This is a genomic window from Longimicrobium terrae (assembly GCF_014202995.1).
In the GTDB taxonomy this organism is placed as follows: Bacteria; Gemmatimonadota; Gemmatimonadetes; order Longimicrobiales; family Longimicrobiaceae; genus Longimicrobium; species Longimicrobium terrae.
Genome location: NZ_JACHIA010000002.1, coordinates 366,566 through 386,657 on the forward strand (window position 1 = coordinate 366,566; position 20,092 = coordinate 386,657).

3 protein-coding genes are annotated in these 20,092 nt (G+C 73.2%); all 3 read left to right on the forward strand.

All coding sequences use genetic code 11. The features are described from left to right. The first annotated feature begins 10 nt into the window (after positions 1 to 10). From HNQ61_RS05140 to HNQ61_RS05150, 3 genes are read left to right on the forward strand one after another with little or no spacing between them, the layout of a single operon-like run. Complete coding sequence (locus HNQ61_RS05140; RefSeq protein ID WP_170037698.1) at positions 11 to 895, forward strand: formyl transferase; 885 nt, start codon at positions 11 to 13, stop codon at positions 893 to 895. 54 nt (positions 896 to 949) lie between these two features. Beyond that, complete coding sequence (locus HNQ61_RS05145) at positions 950 to 7,471, forward strand: non-ribosomal peptide synthetase (protein ID WP_170037696.1); 6,522 nt, start codon at positions 950 to 952, stop codon at positions 7,469 to 7,471. A gap of 30 nt (positions 7,472 to 7,501) precedes the next feature. After that, positions 7,502 to 19,993: a non-ribosomal peptide synthetase/type I polyketide synthase gene (locus HNQ61_RS05150; RefSeq protein ID WP_170037694.1), complete on the forward strand. Its 12,492-nt coding sequence runs from the start codon at positions 7,502 to 7,504 to the stop codon at positions 19,991 to 19,993. The last annotated feature ends 99 nt before the right edge of the window (positions 19,994 to 20,092 follow it).

Below are 20,092 nucleotides of genomic sequence, written 5' to 3' on the forward strand. Positions count from 1 at the left end.
CGGAGGAAACATGATGCGAGTCGCGGTGCTCTGCTCAGATCAACCGCACCACCACTACCTGGTCGCCGCGCTGCGCGGACGATTCGAGGTACCCGCGGTGGTGGTGGAACCCGGTTCCGCGCGGCTGGACCGTCTGGCCCGCCGAAAAGCCTGGCGGGAGTACGGGTGGGCGGTCTACCACGGCGCGAGGCGCAGGTATCTGGGGCTGGATGCCTATCGTGCCGCCCAGTTTCCGCCGTCCCCGGGAGAGAACCGGCCGGCTCACGTGGTCCCCTGGATTAACGACCCGTCCGTGCCCGAGGTCATCGAGGCGTGCCGGCCCGACGTCACCGTGGTGATGGGAACGTCCATCCTGCTCTGGCCCGTCCTGCAGCGGCTGGGGCCCGTGGTGTTGAACATCCATGGAGGGTACCTGCCCTGGTACCGGGGCAACCACTGCTTCTTCTTCGCGTTGTACGCCGGTGACTTCGACCGGATCGGCACCACGATCCACTTTGTGAACAGCGGCATCGACACAGGTGACGTGCTGGCGCACGTACGCCCGCCGATGCACCCCGGTGACAACGCTGAAACGCTGTACTGCCGCGCCGAAAAGCTCGCCATCCACTTTCTGGTGCGGCAACTGGACGAGTACGAGCAGACGGGCATTCTGCCGCGGACTGCCCAGCCGTCCGCGGGGCGGACCTTTCGCACCCGCGACCGGAAGCCGCACCACGACGTCTGGCTGTGGGCGCGGCGGCTGGCCGGGTCGCTGAACGTTCCCACGCGCCTGTGCCCGGAGATTGTGCCGGCGACCGGGCGATGGCGCGGGCCGGTGGGCATCCGGTCCGCCGCGGAACAGGCGGGTGGCGGCGCACGCGTCCCTTCTGACGATGAAGCGCGCGGCGCGGTCTGACGCCGCGGCGGGTAGCGGCATCCCAATCGAGACTTCCAGCCTTTGAGGCCGTTGATGGACAGCACGAACGCGCCGACCCGGAGCGACGCCACCGCCTCGCCCGCAGAGCGAGACGGTTCCGGACGAAAAAAACTTGACCTGCTGCTGCGCCTTGCCGGCCGGCTGGGCGGCGGAGGCGCAGACGTGATCCGCCCTCGTGCTGCGGCGGGGCCCGCGCCGCTCTCCTTCGGCCAGGAGCGCATGTGGCTGCTGCATCAACTGGATCCCGCGTCCGCCGCCTACAACATCACGGGTGCGTACCGCCTCGCCTCCGTGAACGCCCCCGTTCTGGAGCGCGCCCTGGGTGAAGTCGTACGCCGGCACGAAGCGCTGCGCACGACCTTTCACGAGGTGGACGGAACGGTCCTGCAGCACGCCGCGCCTTTCGCCGGCTTCATCCTCCCGGTGGAGGATCTTTCCGGCCATATGCCGGCGGCGCGTGAGGCAGAGATGATCCGCCGGGCCGGGCAGGAGGCTGTGCGGCCCTACGACCTTTCGGCGGGTCCGCTGTTCCGCCCGCGGCTGCTGCGCCTCGGGGACGGCGACGTGCTCCTGCTGAACCTGCACCACGCGGTGGCGGACGGGTGGAGCATTGGCGTGCTGTTGCGCGAAGTGTCGACCCTGTATGCAGCGTTTTTGGAGGGCGCCGCGTCACCGCTGGCACCGCCGCAGGTGCAGTACGCCGACTATGCGGCATGGCAGCGTGAGCGGCTTCGGGGGGACACGCTGGAGCGGCACCTGGCGTACTGGCGGGAACGCCTGGCGGGCGCGCCCGCGCTGCTTGACCTGCCCGCGGACCGCCCGCGCCCCGCCGTGCAGAGCTTTCGCGGGGACCGCGTGGCGCTCGACCTTCCCGCCGATCTCCGTGACCGGGTGAACTCGCTGGCACGGGAAGAGGACGCGAGCCTCTTCATGGTGCTGCTGGCCGCGTTCCAGATGCTGGTCGCCCGGTACGGCGCGGGCGACGACATCGTCGTAGGCAGTCCCATGTCGGGGCGCGGCCGCCGCGAAGTGGAGGAGGTGATCGGCTTTTTCGTCAACACCGTGGTCCTGCGCACCCGTCTGGACGGCGATCCGTCATTCCGCGAGGTGGTGCGTCGGGTGCGCGAAACAACCCTTGGCGCCTTTGAGCACCAGGAAGTTCCGTTCGAGCGGCTGGTGGCCGAACTCCAGCCCGAGCGCAGCCTGGCGCATTCGCCCCTCTTTCACGTGATGTTCACCACCGAGGCCGTTCCGGACGCCGAAGGGAGCGCTCATCGTCTGGACGCTGACTCGTTGGAGGTGCAGACGGATACCGCCCAGTTCGATCTGACGCTGGGGATTTCCGAGTCCCGACGCGGGCTGCATGCCTGGCTCACGTACAGCACAGATCTGTTTGAGCGGCAGACGGCGGACCGCATGCTCACGCACTTTGCGCGTGTGTTGCGGCAGGGGGTGGATGATCCGGACCTTCACCTGTCGCGGCTGCGGCTGCAGGCCGGGGCGGAGCGCGCCCTGGTGGTGGAAGAGTGGAACCGGACGGAGCGGCCGTATCCGCGTGGCGTCTGCATTCATGAGCTCTTCGCGGCGCGCGCCGCCGCGCAGCCCGATGCGGTCGCGCTGGCATGGGACGGCGAAACGGTGACCTACGCGGAACTGGACGCGCGGGCCAACCGGCTGGCGCACCACCTGGCGGGGCTCGGGGTGGGGCCGGAGCGGCGGGTCGGCGTGCTTCTGGACCGCAGCATACACCTGATCGTCTCGGTGCTGGCCATCCTCAAGGCGGGAGGGTGCTACGTTCCCATCGACCCCGAGTACCCGGCGGAGCGCCTGGAACTGATGCTCGCCGACAGCGGCATTCGCGTGCTGCTGGCCCGCGGCACTCCGGTCCGGGCTCTCCCGGGCTCAGACCTTCGCACCGTTCCGCTGGACGAGGCGGACGTCATTCTCGCGCTGTATCCGGCCAGCGCTCCCCGGAGCGGCGTGTCCCCGGAGAACCTGGCGTACATCAACTACACCAGCGGCAGCACGGGCCGGCCCAAAGGCGTCATGGTGGGTCATCGCGAGGTCATTCAACTGGTCGTGAATTCCGACCACGCGCCCCTGCTGCCGGGCGACCGCGTCGCCCATGCGTCCAACCCCAGCTTTGACGCCATGACCTTCGAGGTCTGGGGCGCGCTGCTGAACGGTGCCACGCTGGTGGGCGTTTCCAGGGACGTGCTGCTCTCAGGAGCCCGCTTCCGTCGTTTGCTGGAGGAACAGCGCGTTACCACCCTGTATCTCACGACGGCGCTCCTCAACCACCTGTCGCGCGAGCAGCCGGGGATCTTCGGGGGGCTTCGCGAACTGCTTCACGGCGGGCAGCAGGTGGATGCCGACAGCATCCGTTACCTGCTGGGCACGGGCAGGCCCGGGCGGCTGCTGCATGTGTACGGGCCGACGGAAATCACCGCCTGGTGCACGTGCCAGGAGGTCCGGGACGTACCTGCCGGCGCAACGACGGTGCCCATCGGCGGGCCGATCGGCAACGCCCGGATGTACGTGCTCGACGGCGCGCTGGAGCCGTTGCCGGTAGCCGTTCCGGGAGAAGCGTACGTGGGCGGAGACGGCGTGGTACGTGGCTACCTGGACCGCCCCGCGCTTACCGCGGAGCGCTTCGTCCCCGATCCGTTCGCGTCACAGCCGGGCGCGCGGATGTACCGCACCGGCGACCGCATGCGCTGGCGCGCGGAAGGCACGCTGGAGTTCGTGGGCCGGCTGGACGACCAGGTAAAGATCCGCGGCTTCCGCATTGAGCCGGGCGAGGTGGAAAGCGTGCTCGCCGCGCATCCGGACGTGCGCGAGGCGCGGGTCATCGTCCGCGAAGACCAGCCGGGGGAAAAGCGGCTGGTGGCGTACGTGGTGGGCGACGCGGACGCCGACACCCTGCGCGCGGACCTGCGCCGCGGGCTGCCGGAGTACATGGTGCCCGCCGCCTTCGTCGCGGTTGCCTCGCTCCCGCTGACCCCCTCCGGCAAGCTGGACGTCCGCGCGCTCCCCGCGCCGGAGATGGTGCAGGAGGACCGGTACGCGGCGCCCCGCACGCCGGTGGAAGAGGTGCTGGCGGGGATCTGGAGCGCGCTGCTGGGCGTGGAGCGGGTGGGCATCCGCGACAACTTCTTTGAGATGGGCGGCCACTCGCTGCTGGCCACCCGCGTCATTTCCCGCGTCCGCGCGGTGCTGGGGGCAGACCTTCCCCTGCGCGCGCTGTTCGAGAAGCCGACCATCGCCGGGCTCGCGGGCGTGGTGGAGAAGGCGCGGCGCGAGGGCGCTCCCGCGCTGCCGCCGGTGGTTCCCGTAATGCGCCGTCCGCCGCTCTCCTTTGCGCAGGAGCGGCTCTGGTTTCTGGACCAGATGCAGCCGGGGAGCACCACCTACAACATGCACTCCGCGCTGCGCCTGTCCGGCCCGCTGAACGCGCCCGCGCTGGAGCGTGCCCTGGGCGAAGTCGTGCGCCGGCACGAGGCGCTGCGCACCGTCTTCCGCGAGGAGGACGGGGCGCCGGTGCAGGTCATTCTCCCCGTCACCGGCTTCCGCCTCGCGATGGAAGACCTGTCGCACCTCGACGAGACGGAGCGCGGGGACGAGGTGCGGCGCCGGGTGGATGCGGAGGCCGCGCGCCCGTTCGACCTGTCCGCCGGGCCGCTCTTCCGCGCCGCGCTGCTGGTGCTCGGGGAGCAGGAGCAGGTGCTGTGGATGGGAATGCACCACGCCGTCAGCGACGGGTGGAGTCTGGGCGTGCTGCACCGCGAACTCGCCGCGCTCTACGCCGCCTACGCGGACGGGCGCGAGTCGCCGCTGGACGAACCGGCCGTGCAGTACGCGGACTACGCCGTCTGGCAGCGCCAGCAGCTCGCGGGCGAATATCTGGAGCGCAGCCTGGGCTGGTGGCGCGGCAGGCTGTCCGGCGCGCCCGCGCTGCTGGAGTTGCCGACGGACCGGCCGCGCCCCGCGGTGCAGACCTTTGGCGGCGCCACCCTCCCCGTCACCGTCCCCGCAAATGTCCTCAAGCCCCTGCGCGACCTGGGGCACGCGGAGGGCGCCACCCTGTTCATGGTGCTGCTGGGCGCGTTCCAGGCCCTGCTGTCCCGCTACGGCGGCGGGGACGACGTGGTGGTGGGCACGCCGGTCTCCGGCCGCGCGCGCGGCGAGGTGGAGGAGCTGATCGGCTTTTTCGTCAACACGCTGGCGCTGCGCACGGACCTGTCCGGCGACCCGTCGTTCCGCGAGGTGCTGCGCCGCGTGCGCGAAACCACGCTGGGCGCCTTTGATCACCAGGAAGTGCCGTTCGAAAAGCTGGTGGCCGAGCTGCAGCCGGAACGCAGCCTGAGCCATTCGCCCCTGTTTCAGGTGATGTTCACGCTGGATGCGGGGTCGTCCGCGAGCCCCGGGCTGTCCGGCGTGGCGGTGGAGGAGATGGGGACGGAGGGGGGCGCCGCCAAGTTCGACCTCACCCTGGGCCTGGGCGCGGTGGACGACGGGCTGGCGGGCGCGCTCACCTGGCGCACGGACCTGTGGGACCGCGCCACGGTGGAGCGGATGATGGAGCACCTGGGACGCGTGCTGGAGCAGGTAGCCGCCAATCCCGCGGTGCGCCTGTCGGAGCTGGAGCTGCTGGGCGCCGGGGAGCGCCGCGTGGTGCTGGAGGAGTGGAACCGCACCGCGTTCCGCCACGCCGACACCCGCCCCGTGCACGAGCGGTTCGCCGAGTGGGCCGCCCGCACCCCGGACGCCCCCGCCGTCGTGCACGGCGACCGCACGCTGACGTACGCGGAACTGGAGCGCCGCGCCGGCTCCGTCGCGCGCCGCCTGCGCGCCCGCGTCGTGGGGCCGGACGTTCCCGTGGGCGTGTGCCTGGAGCGCGGGCCGGAGCTGGTGGCGGCGCTGCTGGGCGTGCTCCGGGCCGGCGGCGCGTACGTGGCGCTGGACCCCGCGTATCCGGCGGAGCGGCTGGACGCCATGGTCGCCGATTCCGGCGCGCGCGTCCTGCTCACCCGGCGCGCGCTGGCCGCCGCGCTCCCCGCGCGCCCCGGCGTGGAGGTGGCCGACGTCGATGGATGGATGGAGGACGACGGTTCCGCATCCACCGAAGCGGCGGAGCCCGCCGAAAGCACGGGGCCGCGCAGCCTGGCGTACGTCATCTACACCTCCGGAAGCACCGGCACTCCCAAGGCCGTGGGCGTGGAGCACGCCGGGCTGGCCAACCTGTGCGCCTGGCACGAGGCCGCCTTTGCCGTCACGGCGGAGGACCGGGCGACGCAGCTGGCCAGCCCCGGCTTCGACGCGTCCGCGTGGGAGGTGTGGCCCTACCTGACGCGCGGCGCCTGCGTGGAGGTGGTTCCCGACGCCGTGCGCGCGGACCCCGCCGCCCTGCGCGACTGGCTGGTGCGCCGCCGGGTGACGATCGCCTTTGTCCCCACCCCGCTGGCGGAGCCGCTGCTGGCGCTTCCCTGGCCGGCGGAGACGGCGCTGCGCTGGCTGCTGGCCGGCGGCGACCGGCTGGCCACCCGCCCGGCCGCCCATCTCCCGTTCGCCCTCAGCAACAACTACGGGCCCACCGAAACCACCGTCGTCGCCACCTCCGGGCAGGTGACGCCGGAAGGGGCCCGCGCGCCCTCCATCGGCCGGCCGCTGCACAACACCCGGTGCTACGTGCTCTCCCCCTCGCTGCGCCCGCTCCCCGCGGGCGTCCCCGGCGAGCTGTACGTGGGCGGGGCGCAGGTGGCGCGCGGCTACCTGGGCCGCCCGGCGATGACGGCGGAGCGCTTCGTCCCCGATCCGTTTTCGCGCGACGCGGGTGCGCGCATGTACCGCACGGGCGACCGCGTGCGCTGGCGGGCGGACGGCGCGCTGGAGTCGCTGGGCAGGCTGGACGCGCAGGCCAAGATCCGCGGCTTCCGCATCGAGCCGGGGGAGGTGGAGGCCGCGCTGCGCCGCCACCCCGCCGTGCGCGACTGCGCCGTGGTGGTGCGCGAGGACGCGCCGGGTGACCGGCGGCTGGCGGCGTACGTGGTGGGCGGCGCGGACCCGGCGGCGCTGCGGGCCCACCTGCGGCGCACCCTTCCCGACTACATGGTGCCGGCGGCCATCGTCGCGCTGGACGCGCTGCCGATGACGCCCGGCGGCAAGCTGGACCGCCGCGCTCTTCCCGCGCCCGCCGCGGCGGCCCCGGCGGAGGGCGCCGTGGTCCCCGCCGGGGGGATGGAGGCGCGGATGGCCGCGGTGTGGCGCGAGGTGCTGGGCGTGGCGGCGGTGGGGATGGAGGACAACTTCTTTGACCTGGGCGGCCACTCGCTTCTGCTGGTGAAGCTGCAGGCCCGGGTGGCGGCGGAGTTCGGGGTGCAGGTGCCGGTGGTGGAATTGTTTCAGTTCCCCACGGCGCGGGCGCTGGCCGGCCGGCTGGCGCACGGGGCGGATGCAGGAGCGGTGGAAGAGGGCGGGGAGCGGGGCGGGGCGCGGCAGGCGGGGGTGAGCCGGCTGGAAGCGCGCCGGGCGGCGGGACGCGCCCGGCGGCCGTAGAAGATGCATCACACTTCACCACGCATGGTCATGGCAGAGCACGGCATCGACCCCGGCGAAGCGACCGGGCTGGAGGTGGCGGTGGTGGGGATGGCGGGGCGGTTTCCCGGCGCCCCCGACATTCACGCCTTCTGGCGCAACCTCCGCGACGGCGTGGAGTCCATCCGCTTCTTTTCCCGCGCCGAGCTGGCCGCGGCGGGGACGGACCCGGAGCTCCTGGACCACCCGGACTTTGTCCCCGCGCGCGGCGAGCTGGCCGGCGCGGACGAGTTTGACGCGGGGCTCTTTCACCTCACCCCGCGCGACGCCGAGATCCTGGATCCGCAGCACCGCGTGCTGCTGGAGTGCGCCTGGGCGGCGCTGGAGCACGCGGGCTACGACCCCGCCCGCGTGGACCGGCCGGTGGGCGTGTTCGCGGGGTGCAGCACCAGCGGCTACCTGGCCAACTTGGCCGCCAGCCCGGAGCTGATGCGCTCCGTGGGCACCACGCGCCTGCTGCTGGGGAACGAAAAGGACCACCTGGCCGCCGGCATCTCGTACCGGCTGAACCTGCGCGGGCCCAGCCTGGCCGTGCAGACCGCCTGCTCCACCTCCATGGTGGCCGTGCACCTGGCCTGCCAGAGCCTGCTGGCCGGCGAGTGCGACATGGCGCTGGCCGGGGGCGCCGGCATCGGGGTGCCGCTGCGCACCGGCTACCTGTACGTCCCCGAGGGGATCGCATCGCCGGACGGGCACTGCCGCGCGTTCGACGCGGAGGCGCGCGGCACCGTGGGCGGGAGCGGGGCGGGGATGGTGGCGCTGCGCCGGCTGGAGGACGCGCTGGCGGACGGCGACACCATCCACGCCGTCATCCGCGGCAGCGCCGTCAACAACGACGGCGCGCAGAAGGTGGGCTACACGGCGCCCAGCGTCACCGGGCAGGCGCGCGTGCTTTCCGAGGCGCTGGCCGCCGCGCAGGTGGACCCGTCCACCATCCATTACCTGGAGGCGCACGGCAGCGGCACCCCGCTGGGCGACGCCATCGAGCTCAAGGCGGTGGGGCAGGTGCTGGCCGGGGTGGAGGGGCACCGCTGGGCCATCGGCTCGGTCAAGACCAACGTGGGCCACCTGGACGCGGCGGCGGGGATCACCGGCTTCATCAAGACGGTGATGTCGCTCAAGCACCAGCAGATTCCGCCGTCGCTGCACTGCACGGTGCCGCACCCCGAGATCGCGGCGTCCGGCGGGCGCGTGTTCGTCAACACGGAGCTGCGGCCGTGGGAGCGCAACGGCACCCCGCGCCGCGCGGGGGTCAGCTCGTTCGGCATCGGCGGCACCAACGCGCACGTCATCCTGGAAGAAGCACCCGTCCCCGCGCCGTCCGGCCCGTCGCGCGCCCTGCAGCTGCTGGTGCTTTCCGCGCGGACGCCGGAGGCCGCGGCGGCGGCGGCGCGCAACCTGGCCGCGCACCTGGAGGCGGAGTCGCCCGGGCTGGCGGACGCCGCCTTCACGCTGCAGACGGGGCGGCGCGAGATGGAGCACCGCCTGGCCGTGGTGTGCGCGGACGCGGCGGAGGGCGCGGCGGCGCTGCGCGAGGCCGCGGCCGGGGGCGCGGCGCGCGTGCAGGCGGAGCGGCCCGCCGCCTTTCTGTTCCCCGGGCTGGGGATGCACCACGTGGACATGGCGCGCGGCCTGTACGACGCGGAGCCCGCGTTCCGCGACGCCGTGGACGAGTGCTGCGAACTGCTCCTTCCCGTGCTGGGGAGCGATCTGCGCGCGGTGATGTACGGCCCCGCGGGGGATGACGGGCCGGCGTCCGGCGGATGGAACCTCCGGGCGATGCTGGGCCGCGACGCCGCCCCGGCCCCCTCGGCGCTGGACGACACCCGCCTGGCGCAGCCCGCCGTCTTCGTGACGGAGTACGCGCTGGCGCGGCTGTGGATGAGCTGGGGCGTGGAGCCCCGCGCGCTGCTGGGCCACTCGCTGGGCGAGTACGTGGCCGCCTGCGTGGCGGGCGTGCTGCGGGTGGAAGACGCGCTGCGGCTGGTGGCACTGCGCGCCCGGCTGATCGACGCCCTGCCGGAAGGCGCCATGCTCGCCGTTCCGCTGGGGGAGGCGGAGCTGCGCGCCCTGCTCCCCGCCGGGGTGGACGTGGCGGCGGTGAACACGCCGGAAAGCTGCGTGGCGGCCGGGCCGGTGGAGGCGATTCAGGCGCTGGAGGCGGTGCTGGCGGAGCGGGGCACCGTGAGCCGCCGCCTCACCACGCGCCACGCCTTTCACTCGCGCGCCATGACGGCGGTCGCGGCGGAACTGGAACGGCTGGTGGAGGGGTTCGAGCTGGCGGCGCCGCGGATCCCCATCGTCAGCAACGTGACGGGGACGTGGATGACGGAGGCAGAGGCGCGCTCGCCGGGCTACTGGGCGCGCCACCTGTGCCAGACGGTGCGCTTTGCCGACGGCGTGGCCACGCTGCGCGCAGAGCCGGGATGGGTGATGCTGGAGGTGGGCCCGGGGCAGACGCTGGGCGCCTGGGCCATGCAGCACCCCACCGGCGACGCGGGCGCGCACACGGCGTTCAGCTCGCTGCGCCATCCGCACAACCGCGTGGACGACCTGCGCTTTCTGCTGGACACGCTGGGCGGGCTGTGGTGCGCGGGGGTGCGGGTGGACTGGCCGGCGTTCAGCGCGGGCGAGTCGCGGCGGCGGGTTCCGCTTCCCGGCTACCCGTTCGAGCGCAGGCGGTACTTCGTGGACGCGCCGCGCCCGGCCGCGCCTCTCCCCGATCAGGCGGAACTGGAACAGGGCGGCACGCCCGCCCCGGATGCTCACCACGGCAAGGAACCGGACATGATGGACAATGGACGGGCGGCCCAGGCCTCCCCGCGCCGGCGGGACATTCTGCAGCGCCTGCGGGAGATTTCGGCCGAGCTTACCGGCATCGGGGCGGACCAGGTGGAGACCGGCGTGGACTTTTTTCGCGCCGGGTTCGATTCGCTGCTCCTGCTGCAGGGGATTCAGGCGATTGAAAAGCGCGTCGGCGTGCGGGTGTCGCTCGTGGAGCTGCTGGAAGAGATCGTTACTCTGGATGCGCTGGCGGAGCACATCGACCGCGCGCTGGCGCCGGACGTAGTGGTCCACGTGGACCGGCCCGCGGTGCCGGAGCCCGTCATCGCGGAAGCAGTCGCGCAGGCTCTCGCCGCGGAAGGCGTCGTCCCGGAAGCGGCGGCACCCGTACCCGCGGAGCCGCCGCGGACCATCGCCGCGCCGCCGGCCTTCTACCCGGCGCCCGGCTCGCAGCGGGGCTGGGCGGAGAACGCGGGCGCGCTGGAGCGGCTGGTGGAGCGGCAGATGGAGATGATGCGCGAGCAGAACGAGCGCGTCATCGCCCAGCAGATGGAACTCGCGCGGCAGCAGAGCGAGCTGATGTCACGGCACATCGCCGCCTTTCTCGGCGGCGTCATCCCCACGATTGAACCCGCGCCCCGGGCTCCGGCGGACGGTGCCGCCGCGAACGGATCTGCGCATGCCGCGTCCCCGCTCGGCGGACCGGCATCGCCTGTTGTCGCCGGCGGATCGGCCAACGGAAGTGCATCGGCCGAGACTGCATCGAGCTACGGCAGTCCATCGACCTTGGTCGCTGGATCGCCGAACCGGTCATCGACCAGCCTCCATGGGTCGATCAACGGCGGTTCATCGACCCCGGACGCTGGGTTTGTTAACGGCGTTTCATCGACCGAAACCGTTGGGTTTGTGAATGGCGGTGCATCTGCCGGTGTCCACGGCCTGACCAACGGCGGCGCATCGGCCGTGATCGGCGGATCGGCGAATGGCGGTGGATCGACTGTCGTCGCCGAGTTGCGCGGCGGGGCAGTGGAGCCGGGGCGGGCGCGGATACGGCCGGAAACGTTCGTGGCGTACCAGCCGCTGAACACCGATCCCGCGGGGCTCAACCCCGTGCAGCGGGAGTACCTGGACGGCTTCATCGACCGGTACGTGGCGCGAACAGGGGCCAGCAAGGCGCACCAGGCGCGCTTTCACCGCGCGCTGGCGGACAGCCGGGTCACGGCGCGATTCCGCCGCGCGCTCAAGGAGATCCTGTACCCCATCGTGGGCACCGGAGGCCGCGGATCGCGCCTGCGCGACCTGGACGGCAACGAGTACGTGGACATCGCCATGGGGTTCGGCTGCAACCTGTTTGGGCACGCGCCGGACTTCGTCACCCGCGCCGTCCACGAGCAGGCGGAGCGCGGCTACGCGCTGGGCCCGCAGTCCGAGGACGCCGGATACGCCGCGGAGCTGGTGTGCCGGCTGGGCGGCGTGGACCGCGCCGTGTTCTGCAACTCGGGAACGGAGGCGGTGCTGGGCGCCGTGCGCGCCGCGCGGACGTATACCGGGCGGACGAAGGTGGCCATGTTCGCCGGCAGCTACCACGGCTGGAGCGACCTGGTGCTGGGCCGCCTGTTCACCGCAGGCGGCCGCCGCGAGGTGCGCCCCAGCGCGCCGGGCGTCCCCCCGCTGCCGCTGGGCGATGTGCTGATGCTGGACTTTGACGATCCCGCCTCGCTGGAGCTGCTGGCCGAACAGCTGGACCAGATCGCCCTGGTGATGGTGGAGCCGGTGCAGAGCCGGCGCCCGGACCTGCAGCCCTTTGCGTTCCTGCGCCAGCTTCGCCGGATGACGCAGGACGCGGGCGTGCTGCTGCTGTTCGATGAGCTGATCACCGGCTTCCGCATGGGAACGGGCGGCGCGCAGTCCTTCTTTGGCGTCAAGGCGGACCTGGTCACGTACGGCAAGGTGGTCGCTGGCGGCCTGCCGATGGGCGTGGTGGGCGGGACGGAGGAGGTGATGAGTGTGTTCGATGGCGGGATGTGGAACTACGGCGACGATTCCTATCCCACCGGCCAGCGCACCCTCTTTGCCGGCGCCTACTTCAAGCACCCGGTGTCCATGGCCGTCGCCCGCGCCATTCTGACCGAGGTGGAGCGCCGCGGCCAGCCCATGTACGACGAGCTGAACGCGCGCACCACCGCGCTGGTGGAGCGCATCAACGCCTTTCTGGAGGCCGGCCGGTATCCGATTACCGCCGCGCACTTCAGCTCGTGCTTCCGCTTCTTCTTCGGCCCGGAAGTCGTCTTTCCCGACCTGTTCAACCACCACCTGATCGCGGAGGGGATCTACGTCCTGCCCGAGACGGGGACGCACTTCCTTTCCCCCGCGCACACGGACGAGGACCTCGAGGCGGTGTACCGCGCCATCTGCACGACCCTCCGCGACATGCGCCGCGGCGGCTTCATCCCCCCCGGACCGGACGGCGGGGAGGATGATGACGGTCCCGAATCCGGCGGCCCCTCCGCACCCGGCCTCGCCGTCCGAGGGTTGCCGGTGGATGGAAACGCGGCGGACGAGGTGCGCGTCCTTCCGCTGACGGAGGGGCAGCGGCAGCTGTGGTTCGAGTCGCAGATGGGGGACGACGCGGCGCTGGCCTACGTGGAATCCACCGCAGTGCGCCTCCGTGGCCCGCTGAACGTGGACGCTCTGCGCGCCGCGCTGGACGCCGTTTCCGCGCGGCACGACACGCTGCGGATGACCTTCAGCGCGGACGGCGAGGCGCAGCTCATTCATCCCCCGCGCCCGCTTCAGGTGCCGTGGGCCGACTTCCGCGCCGTCCCCGCGGACGAGCGCGACGAACGCGTGCGCGCCTGGTTGCGCGGGCTGGCGCGGGAGCCGTTCCGCTTGGCGGAGGGCCCGCTGGTGCGCTTCGCCCTCGCCGCGGTGGAGGCGGACGAGCACCTGCTGGTGATCACCGCGCACCACGCGGCGGTGGACGGCTGGTCGTTCGGCGTGGTGTGGAGCGACCTGTCCGCGATGTACGCCGCCGCGCGCGAGGGCCGGCGCGCGGAGCTGCCCGCCCCCGCGGACCACGGCGCCGCCGTCCGCGCCCAGGTGGAGGCCGTGTCGTCCGACGAGGAGGCGGAGGCGTACTGGCTGGCGCGCTTTGCCGACGGCGTCCCCGTGCTGGACCTGCCCACGGACCGCCCGCGTCCCCCGGTGCGGGGCTACGCCGGCGAGCGGGTGGAGCGGGTGATGGGCGGCCGCCTGATGCACCGGCTGGCGGACGCCGGGCGCCCGCACGGCCTGACTCTGTTCAACACGCTGCTTTCCGCCTACTTCGTGTGGCTGTCGCGCCTGTCCGGGCAGGACGACATCGTCGTGGGCACCCCCGCGGCGGGGCAGGCGGGGCGCGCCGGGGCGGCGGAGCTGGTGGGGTACGGCATCAACGTCCTTCCCGTCCGCGCCCGGGTGGATGCGAACGCGTCTTTTGCGGACAACGCGCGGGCGGTGCGCCGGGCGCTGCTGGGCGCGCTGGAGCACCAGGGCTTTTCCTTTCCGCGCCTGGTAGAAAAGCTGCTGCGCACCCGCGATCCCAGCCGCCCGCCCGTGTTCTCGGCCATGCTGAACCTGGACCGCGAGCCCGAAACCACCCTGCTGGGCGACGTCCCCGCCTCGTTCGAGCCGAACTTCGCGGGGGGCGCCAAGGTGGACATCCGCTTTGCGCTGACGGAGACGGGAGACCAACTGGTTCTGCGCTGCGACTTCGCGGCGGAGCTGTTCGACGCCGCCACCATCGCCGGGTGGCTGGCGGGCTTTGAGCGGCTGCTGGAGCAGGTGGCGGCCGGCCCCGGGACGCGCGTGTCGGAGATGGCGCTGGTGGGCGGGGACGACCGCCGCCGCGTGCTGCGCGACTGGAACCGCACCGACGCCCCCCGCGCGGAGACCTGCCTGCACCGGTTGTTCGAGGCGCAGGCCGCGCGCACGCCGGACGCCGCCGCCGTCCTGTTCGGCGAGCGCACGGTGACCTACGCGGAGCTGGACCGCGCCGCCAACCGCGTCGCGCACGCCCTGCTGCGCCGGGGCACGGGGGTGGAGACGCGCGTGGCGGTGCTGATGGACAACGGCCCCGAAGCGGTGGCCGCCCTGCTGGGGGTGATGAAGGCCGGCGCGGCGTACGTGCCGCTGGACGCCGCCAGCCCGGCGGACCGGCTGCGCTACGTGCTGGCGGATTCCGGCGCCGCGCTGGTGCTGACAGACGGCTCCGCCCCGCTCCCCGCGGACGCCCCGCCGTCCGTCCACGCCGGCCCGGGCGCGCTGGACGGCGAGCGGGACGACGCGCCCGCCGCCGCCGTGCATCCGCGCGGCCTGGCGTACGTCATCTACACCTCCGGCAGCACCGGCCGGCCCAAGGGCGTGGGGGTGGAGCACCGCAGCGTGTGCAACACCATCCTCAACTACATCCACGAGTACGAGGTGCACCCCGCGGCCCGCGTCCTCTCCTTTGCGCCGCTGCACTTTGATGCGTCGGGGACGGACCTGTACACCGCGCTGTGCTCCGGCGCCGCGGTGGTGACGGCGCCGCGCGAGGCGCTGGTGCCCGGCCCGGAGCTGGTGGCGCTGCTGGAGGGGCAGCGGGTGACGCACGCCAAGTTCACCCCGTCCGCGCTGGCGGCGCTCCCGTCCGCCCCGCTCCCCGCGCTGGAAGCGGTGATGACGGGCGGCGAGGCGTGCACGGCGGAGCTGGTGGCGCACTGGGCGCCGGGGCGGCGCTTCTACAACGGATACGGCCCCACGGAAGCCAGCATCCGCGTCACCGTGGCGCGGTGCACGGACGGCACGCGCATCCCGCCGCTGGGCCGCCCCACGGACAACGTGCGGCTGTACGTGCTGGACCCGTTCGGCCATCCGCTCCCGCCGGGCGTGCCCGGCGAACTGTGCATCGGCGGGGTGCAGGTGGCGCGTGGCTACCTGGGCCGCCCCGCGCTCACGGCGGAAAAGTTCATCCCCGACCCCTTCGGCCCCGAACCGGGGGGACGGCTGTACCGCTCCGGCGACCGCGTGCGCCACCGGGTGGACGGCGAGCTGGAGTTCCTGGGCCGCACCGACTTTCAGGTCAAGATCCGCGGCTACCGCATCGAGACGGGCGAGGTGGAAGCCGCCCTGCGCGAGTTTCCCGGCGTGCGCGACGCCATCGTCGTGGCGCGCGAGGACGCGCCGGGCGACCGCCGCCTGGTGGGCTACGCCGCGGTGGAAGGGGAGGCGCCCTCCCCCCGCGCCGTGCGCGACGCGCTGCGCGAGCGGCTGCCGGAGTACATGGTGCCCTCCGCCTTCGTCTTTCTGGACCGCTTGCCGATGAGCGGCACGGGCAAGGTGGACCGCGCCGCCCTCCCCGCGCCGGAGCAGGCCCCCGCCGACGCCGGGTGGACCGCGCCGCGCACCCCGGTGGAGGAGGCGCTGGCCGGGATCTGGGGCACCGTCCTGGGCGTGGAGCGGGTGGGCGCGCACGACGACTTTTTCGAGCTGGGCGGGCACTCGCTGCTGGCCACCCGCGTGGTGAGTCGCGTGCGCGAGGTGTTCGGGGTGGAGGCGCGGCTGCGCGCGCTGTTCGAGGCGCCCACCGTGGCCGGGCTGGCCGCGCGCATCGAGGCGCTGCGCCGCGCCGGCGTCCCCGCGCCCCCGGCCATCGCCCCGGCGGACCGCTCGCGCCCGCTGCCGCTGTCGTTTGCGCAGGAGCGGCTCTGGTTCCTGGACCGCATGCCGGAGGGCGCGGCGTACGTCATTCCGCAGGGGATGCGGCTGGCCGGCGCGCTGGACATCCCCGCGCTGGAGCGGGCGCTGGGCGAGGTGATGCGGCGCCACGAGGTTCTGCGCACGGTGTTCCGCGAGGGGGACGAGGGGCCGGTGCAGGTCATCACCCCCTTCAACGGCTTCACCCTCCCGGTGGAGGACCTGTCGCGCGCCACGCCGGCGGAGCGCGAGGCGGTGGTGGAGCGGCGCGCGGCGGAATCCGTGGCGCGGCCCTTTGACCTGGCCGCCGGACCGCTCTTTCGCGCCTCGCTGCTGCGGCTGGCGGAGGATGATCACGCGCTGCTCCTGTCCGTCCATCACGCGGTGGCGGACGGGTGGAGCATGGCCGTGCTGGACACCGAACTGGGCGCGCTGTACGAGGCGTTTCGCCGGGGGGACCCGTCCCCCCTGCCGGAGCCGCCGGTGCAGTACGCCGACTACGCCGCCTGGCAGCGCACCCACCTGCGCGGCGAGGCGCTGGATCGCGAGCTGGGCTGGTGGAAGGAGCGGCTGGCCGGCGCCCCCGCGCTGCTGGAGCTTCCGGCGGACCATCCCCGCCCGGCGGTGATGGCGTTTCGCGGCGGGTTCGAGCTGGTGCACTATCCCGCGGAACTGCTGGACCGGCTTCAGGCGCTGGCCCGCCGCGAGGGCGCCACGCTGTACATGGTGCTCCTGGGCGCGTTTCAGGCGCTGCTGGCGCGCTACGCGGGGACGGACGACGTGGTCGTGGGGACGACGACGGCGGGGCGCACCCGCGCCGAGCTGGAGCCGCTGATCGGCCTGTTCATGAACACGCTGGCGCTGCGCACCGACCTGTCCGGCGACCCCTCGTTCCGCGAGCTGCTGCGGCGCGTGCGCGACGTCACCCTGGGCGCGTACGAGCACCAGGACCTGCCGTTCGAGAAGCTGGTGGCGGAGCTGCGGCCGGAGCGCAGCCTGAGCCACACGCCCGTCTTTCAGGTCCTGTTCGAGCTGCACAACACCGGCGCGGGCGAGGCCGGCCTGCCGGGGCTGCAGGCGCAGACGCTGGGCGCGGACGTCGTGGGGCTCAAGTGCGACCTTTCCGTGGCGCTCACCGCGGGGGCGGACGGGCTGCGCGGGGCGCTGCTGTACAGCACGGAGCTCTTCGAGCCCACCACGGCGCGGCGGATGGTGGGGCACCTGGAGCGGGTGCTGGAGCAGGTGGCGGAGGACGCGGAAGTCGTTCTCTCCCGCCTGCGCCTCACCGGGCCGGAGGAGCGCGCCCGCATGGCGGAGTGGAACCGCACCGCCGCGCCGTATCCCGCGGAGCGGTGCATCCACCAGCTCTTTCAGGAGCAGACGCGCCGCACTCCCGACGCCGTGGCGGTGCAGTGGGATGAGGGTTCGATGACCTTCGGCGAGCTGGACGCGCGCGCGGAGCTGCTGGCGCGCCGCCTGGCCGCGCGCGGGGTGGGGCCGGAGGTGCGCGTGGGCATCTGCCTGCGCCGCTCGCCGGAACTGCTGGCGGGCATCCTGGGGGTGATGAAGGCCGGCGGCGCCTGGGTGCCGGTGGATCCCGGCCATCCCGCGGAGCGCATCGCGTACGTGCTGCACGATTCCGGCGCCGCGCTGGTGCTGGCGCAGGACGCGCTGGCGGAGGTGCTGGCCCCGGTCGGGCTCCCCGTCATCCGCCTGGACGCGGAGTGGGAGCGCATCGCGGCGGAGACAGTGGACGGCTTGACGGCGGACCGCGCGGCGGTGGACAGCGGGGTGACGGCGGAAAACCTGGCGTACGTCATCTACACCTCGGGGAGCACGGGGCGGCCCAAGGGCGTCGCCATGCACCACCGCGGCGTGGTCAACTACATCCACTGGGGAATCCGCCACTACGGGGCAGACCGCGGCGCTGGTGCCCCGGTGTTCACCTCCATGGCGGTGGACCTCACCATCACCAACCTCCTTCCCCTCTTCGCCGGCCGCCCCGTGCGGCTGCTGCCGGAAGAGTCGCCGGTGGAGGCGCTGGCGCAGCTGCTGAGGAGCGGGCCGGAGTTCGGCCTCATCAAGATCACCCCCATTCACCTGGGGCTGCTGGACGGCATGCTGCGGCCGGAGGAGCTGGCGGCGTGCGCGCACACCCTGGTGGTGGGCGCGGACTTCCTTTCCGCCGGGCCCACCGTCATCTGGCAGGACCATGCCCCCGGCGTGCGGGTGATGAACGAGTACGGCCCCACGGAAACGGTGGTGGGGTGCTCGGCCTACACGCTCCCCCCCGGGCGGCACCGGTCCGGCCCCGTTCCGGTCGGGCGCGCCATCGACAACCTCACCTTTCACGTCCTGGACGCGCACGGCGAGCAGGTGCCCGCCGGCCTGCCCGGCGAGCTGTACATCGGCGGGGCGGGGGTGGCGCGCGGCTACCTGGGGCGCCCGGCGCTGTCCGCGGAAAAGTTCGTCCCTGATCCCTTCGCGGGCCCCGGCGACCGCATGTACCGCACGGGCGACCGCGCGCGCTGGCTGCCGGAGGGTGATCTGCTGATCCTGGGACGCACCGATCATCAGCTCAAGATCCGCGGCTACCGCGTGGAGCCGGGGGAGATCGAGGCGGCCCTGCGCCGGTGTGACGGGGTGCGCGAGTGCCTGGTGGTGGCGCGCGAGGATCGTCCCGGCGACCGCCGGCTGGTGGCGTACGTCGTGGGGGACGCGGAGGCCGCGGCGCTGGGGGATCAGCTGCGCCGCACGCTGCCGGAGTACATGGTACCCGGCGCCTTCGTGCGGCTGGATGCGCTGCCGCAGACGCGCACGGGCAAGCTGGATCCCAGGACGCTCCCCGCGCCCGTCTGGTCCGCCGCGCGGGCGGAGGACGAGGCGCCGCGCAACGAGGTGGAGGCGGAGCTGGCGGCGATGTGGGCGGAGCTGCTGGGGATCGAGGACGTGGGCGTCACCCGCAGCTTCTTTGAGCTGGGCGGCGACTCGTTCCTGGCGCTGCGCCTGTTCACCCGCGCCAACCGCCAGCTGGGGTGCGACCTTCCCGTCTCCACCCTGTTCGCCGGGGCCACGGTGCGCCACATGGCGGATGCGGTGCTGCGGCAGCGGGATTCCGTGTCCGCGCTGCCTGAATCCATCGTCCCGCTGCAGCCGGGCGGGTCGCTGCCGCCGCTCTTCTTCATCCACTCGGCGGACCGCAACGTCATGGGATACGTGAACCTGGTGCGCCACCTGGGCCCGGAGCAGCCGGCCTGGGGCGTGCGCGACCTGGGCGACCTGTCGCGACCCGTGGCGCAGATCGCCGCGGAGCACGTGCAGGCGATCCGCGCGGTGCAGCCGCACGGGCCGTACGCGCTGGTGGGATGGTCGTTCGGCGGCGTGGTGGCGTACGAGATCGCCGTGCGGCTGGAAGGGATGGGCGAGCGCGTCGCTTTTGTGGGATTGATGGACACCATGTCGCCACTGCTGATGCGCGAATGGTCGTGGGCGCGCGATGCGGAGGTGGTGGCCGGGATGGCGCACGAGGCGGCCGAACAGAACGGCGGCGCGCTGGCGCTGACCCCGGACGACCTGGAAGGAGTGGAGGTGGAGGAGATGATCCGCCGCGCGGCCGCCGCCCTCCGCACGCAGGGCGCCGTTCCCGCGGAGTTCGATGACGAGTCGCTGGCCGAGGCGGTGCGCAACGTCCGCGGCCGCATCGCCAGCGGGTCCACCTACACGCCGGAGCGGTTTTCCGGCACCGTCACCCTGTTCCGCGCCAGCGCGGGGAGCGAGCGGCAGGAGCGCTTCTTCGCGGAGCGTGCGGAGGAGGAGCGGCGCACGCTGGGATGGACGCCGCTGGCGGATGCGGTGCGGGTGCACGCCGTCCCCGGCACGCACGTCACCCTGGGCGCGGAGCCGCACGTGCGCACCCTCGCGCGGCACATGCGCGAGTCGCTGGCCGCCGCCCGTTCGCACGCCGCACCCGCCGGGGACGCATGATCATCACACATGGCGGGGGAGACGGACGGCGGATGAACTTCCGCCCGACGGACGGGGCGGCTGCCCGACAGGCTGCGCGGGGATGGGCGGCGATGCGCG

Bases quoted from the DNA above. Each gene is read 5' to 3' on its own strand.
- HNQ61_RS05140 (WP_170037698.1), top strand. From the start codon at position 11: ATGATGCGAGTCGCGGTGCTCTGCTCAGATCAACCGCACCACCACTAC.
- HNQ61_RS05145 (WP_170037696.1), top strand. From the start codon at position 950: ATGGACAGCACGAACGCGCCGACCCGGAGCGACGCCACCGCCTCGCCC.
- HNQ61_RS05150 (WP_170037694.1), top strand. From the start codon at position 7,502: ATGGCAGAGCACGGCATCGACCCCGGCGAAGCGACCGGGCTGGAGGTG.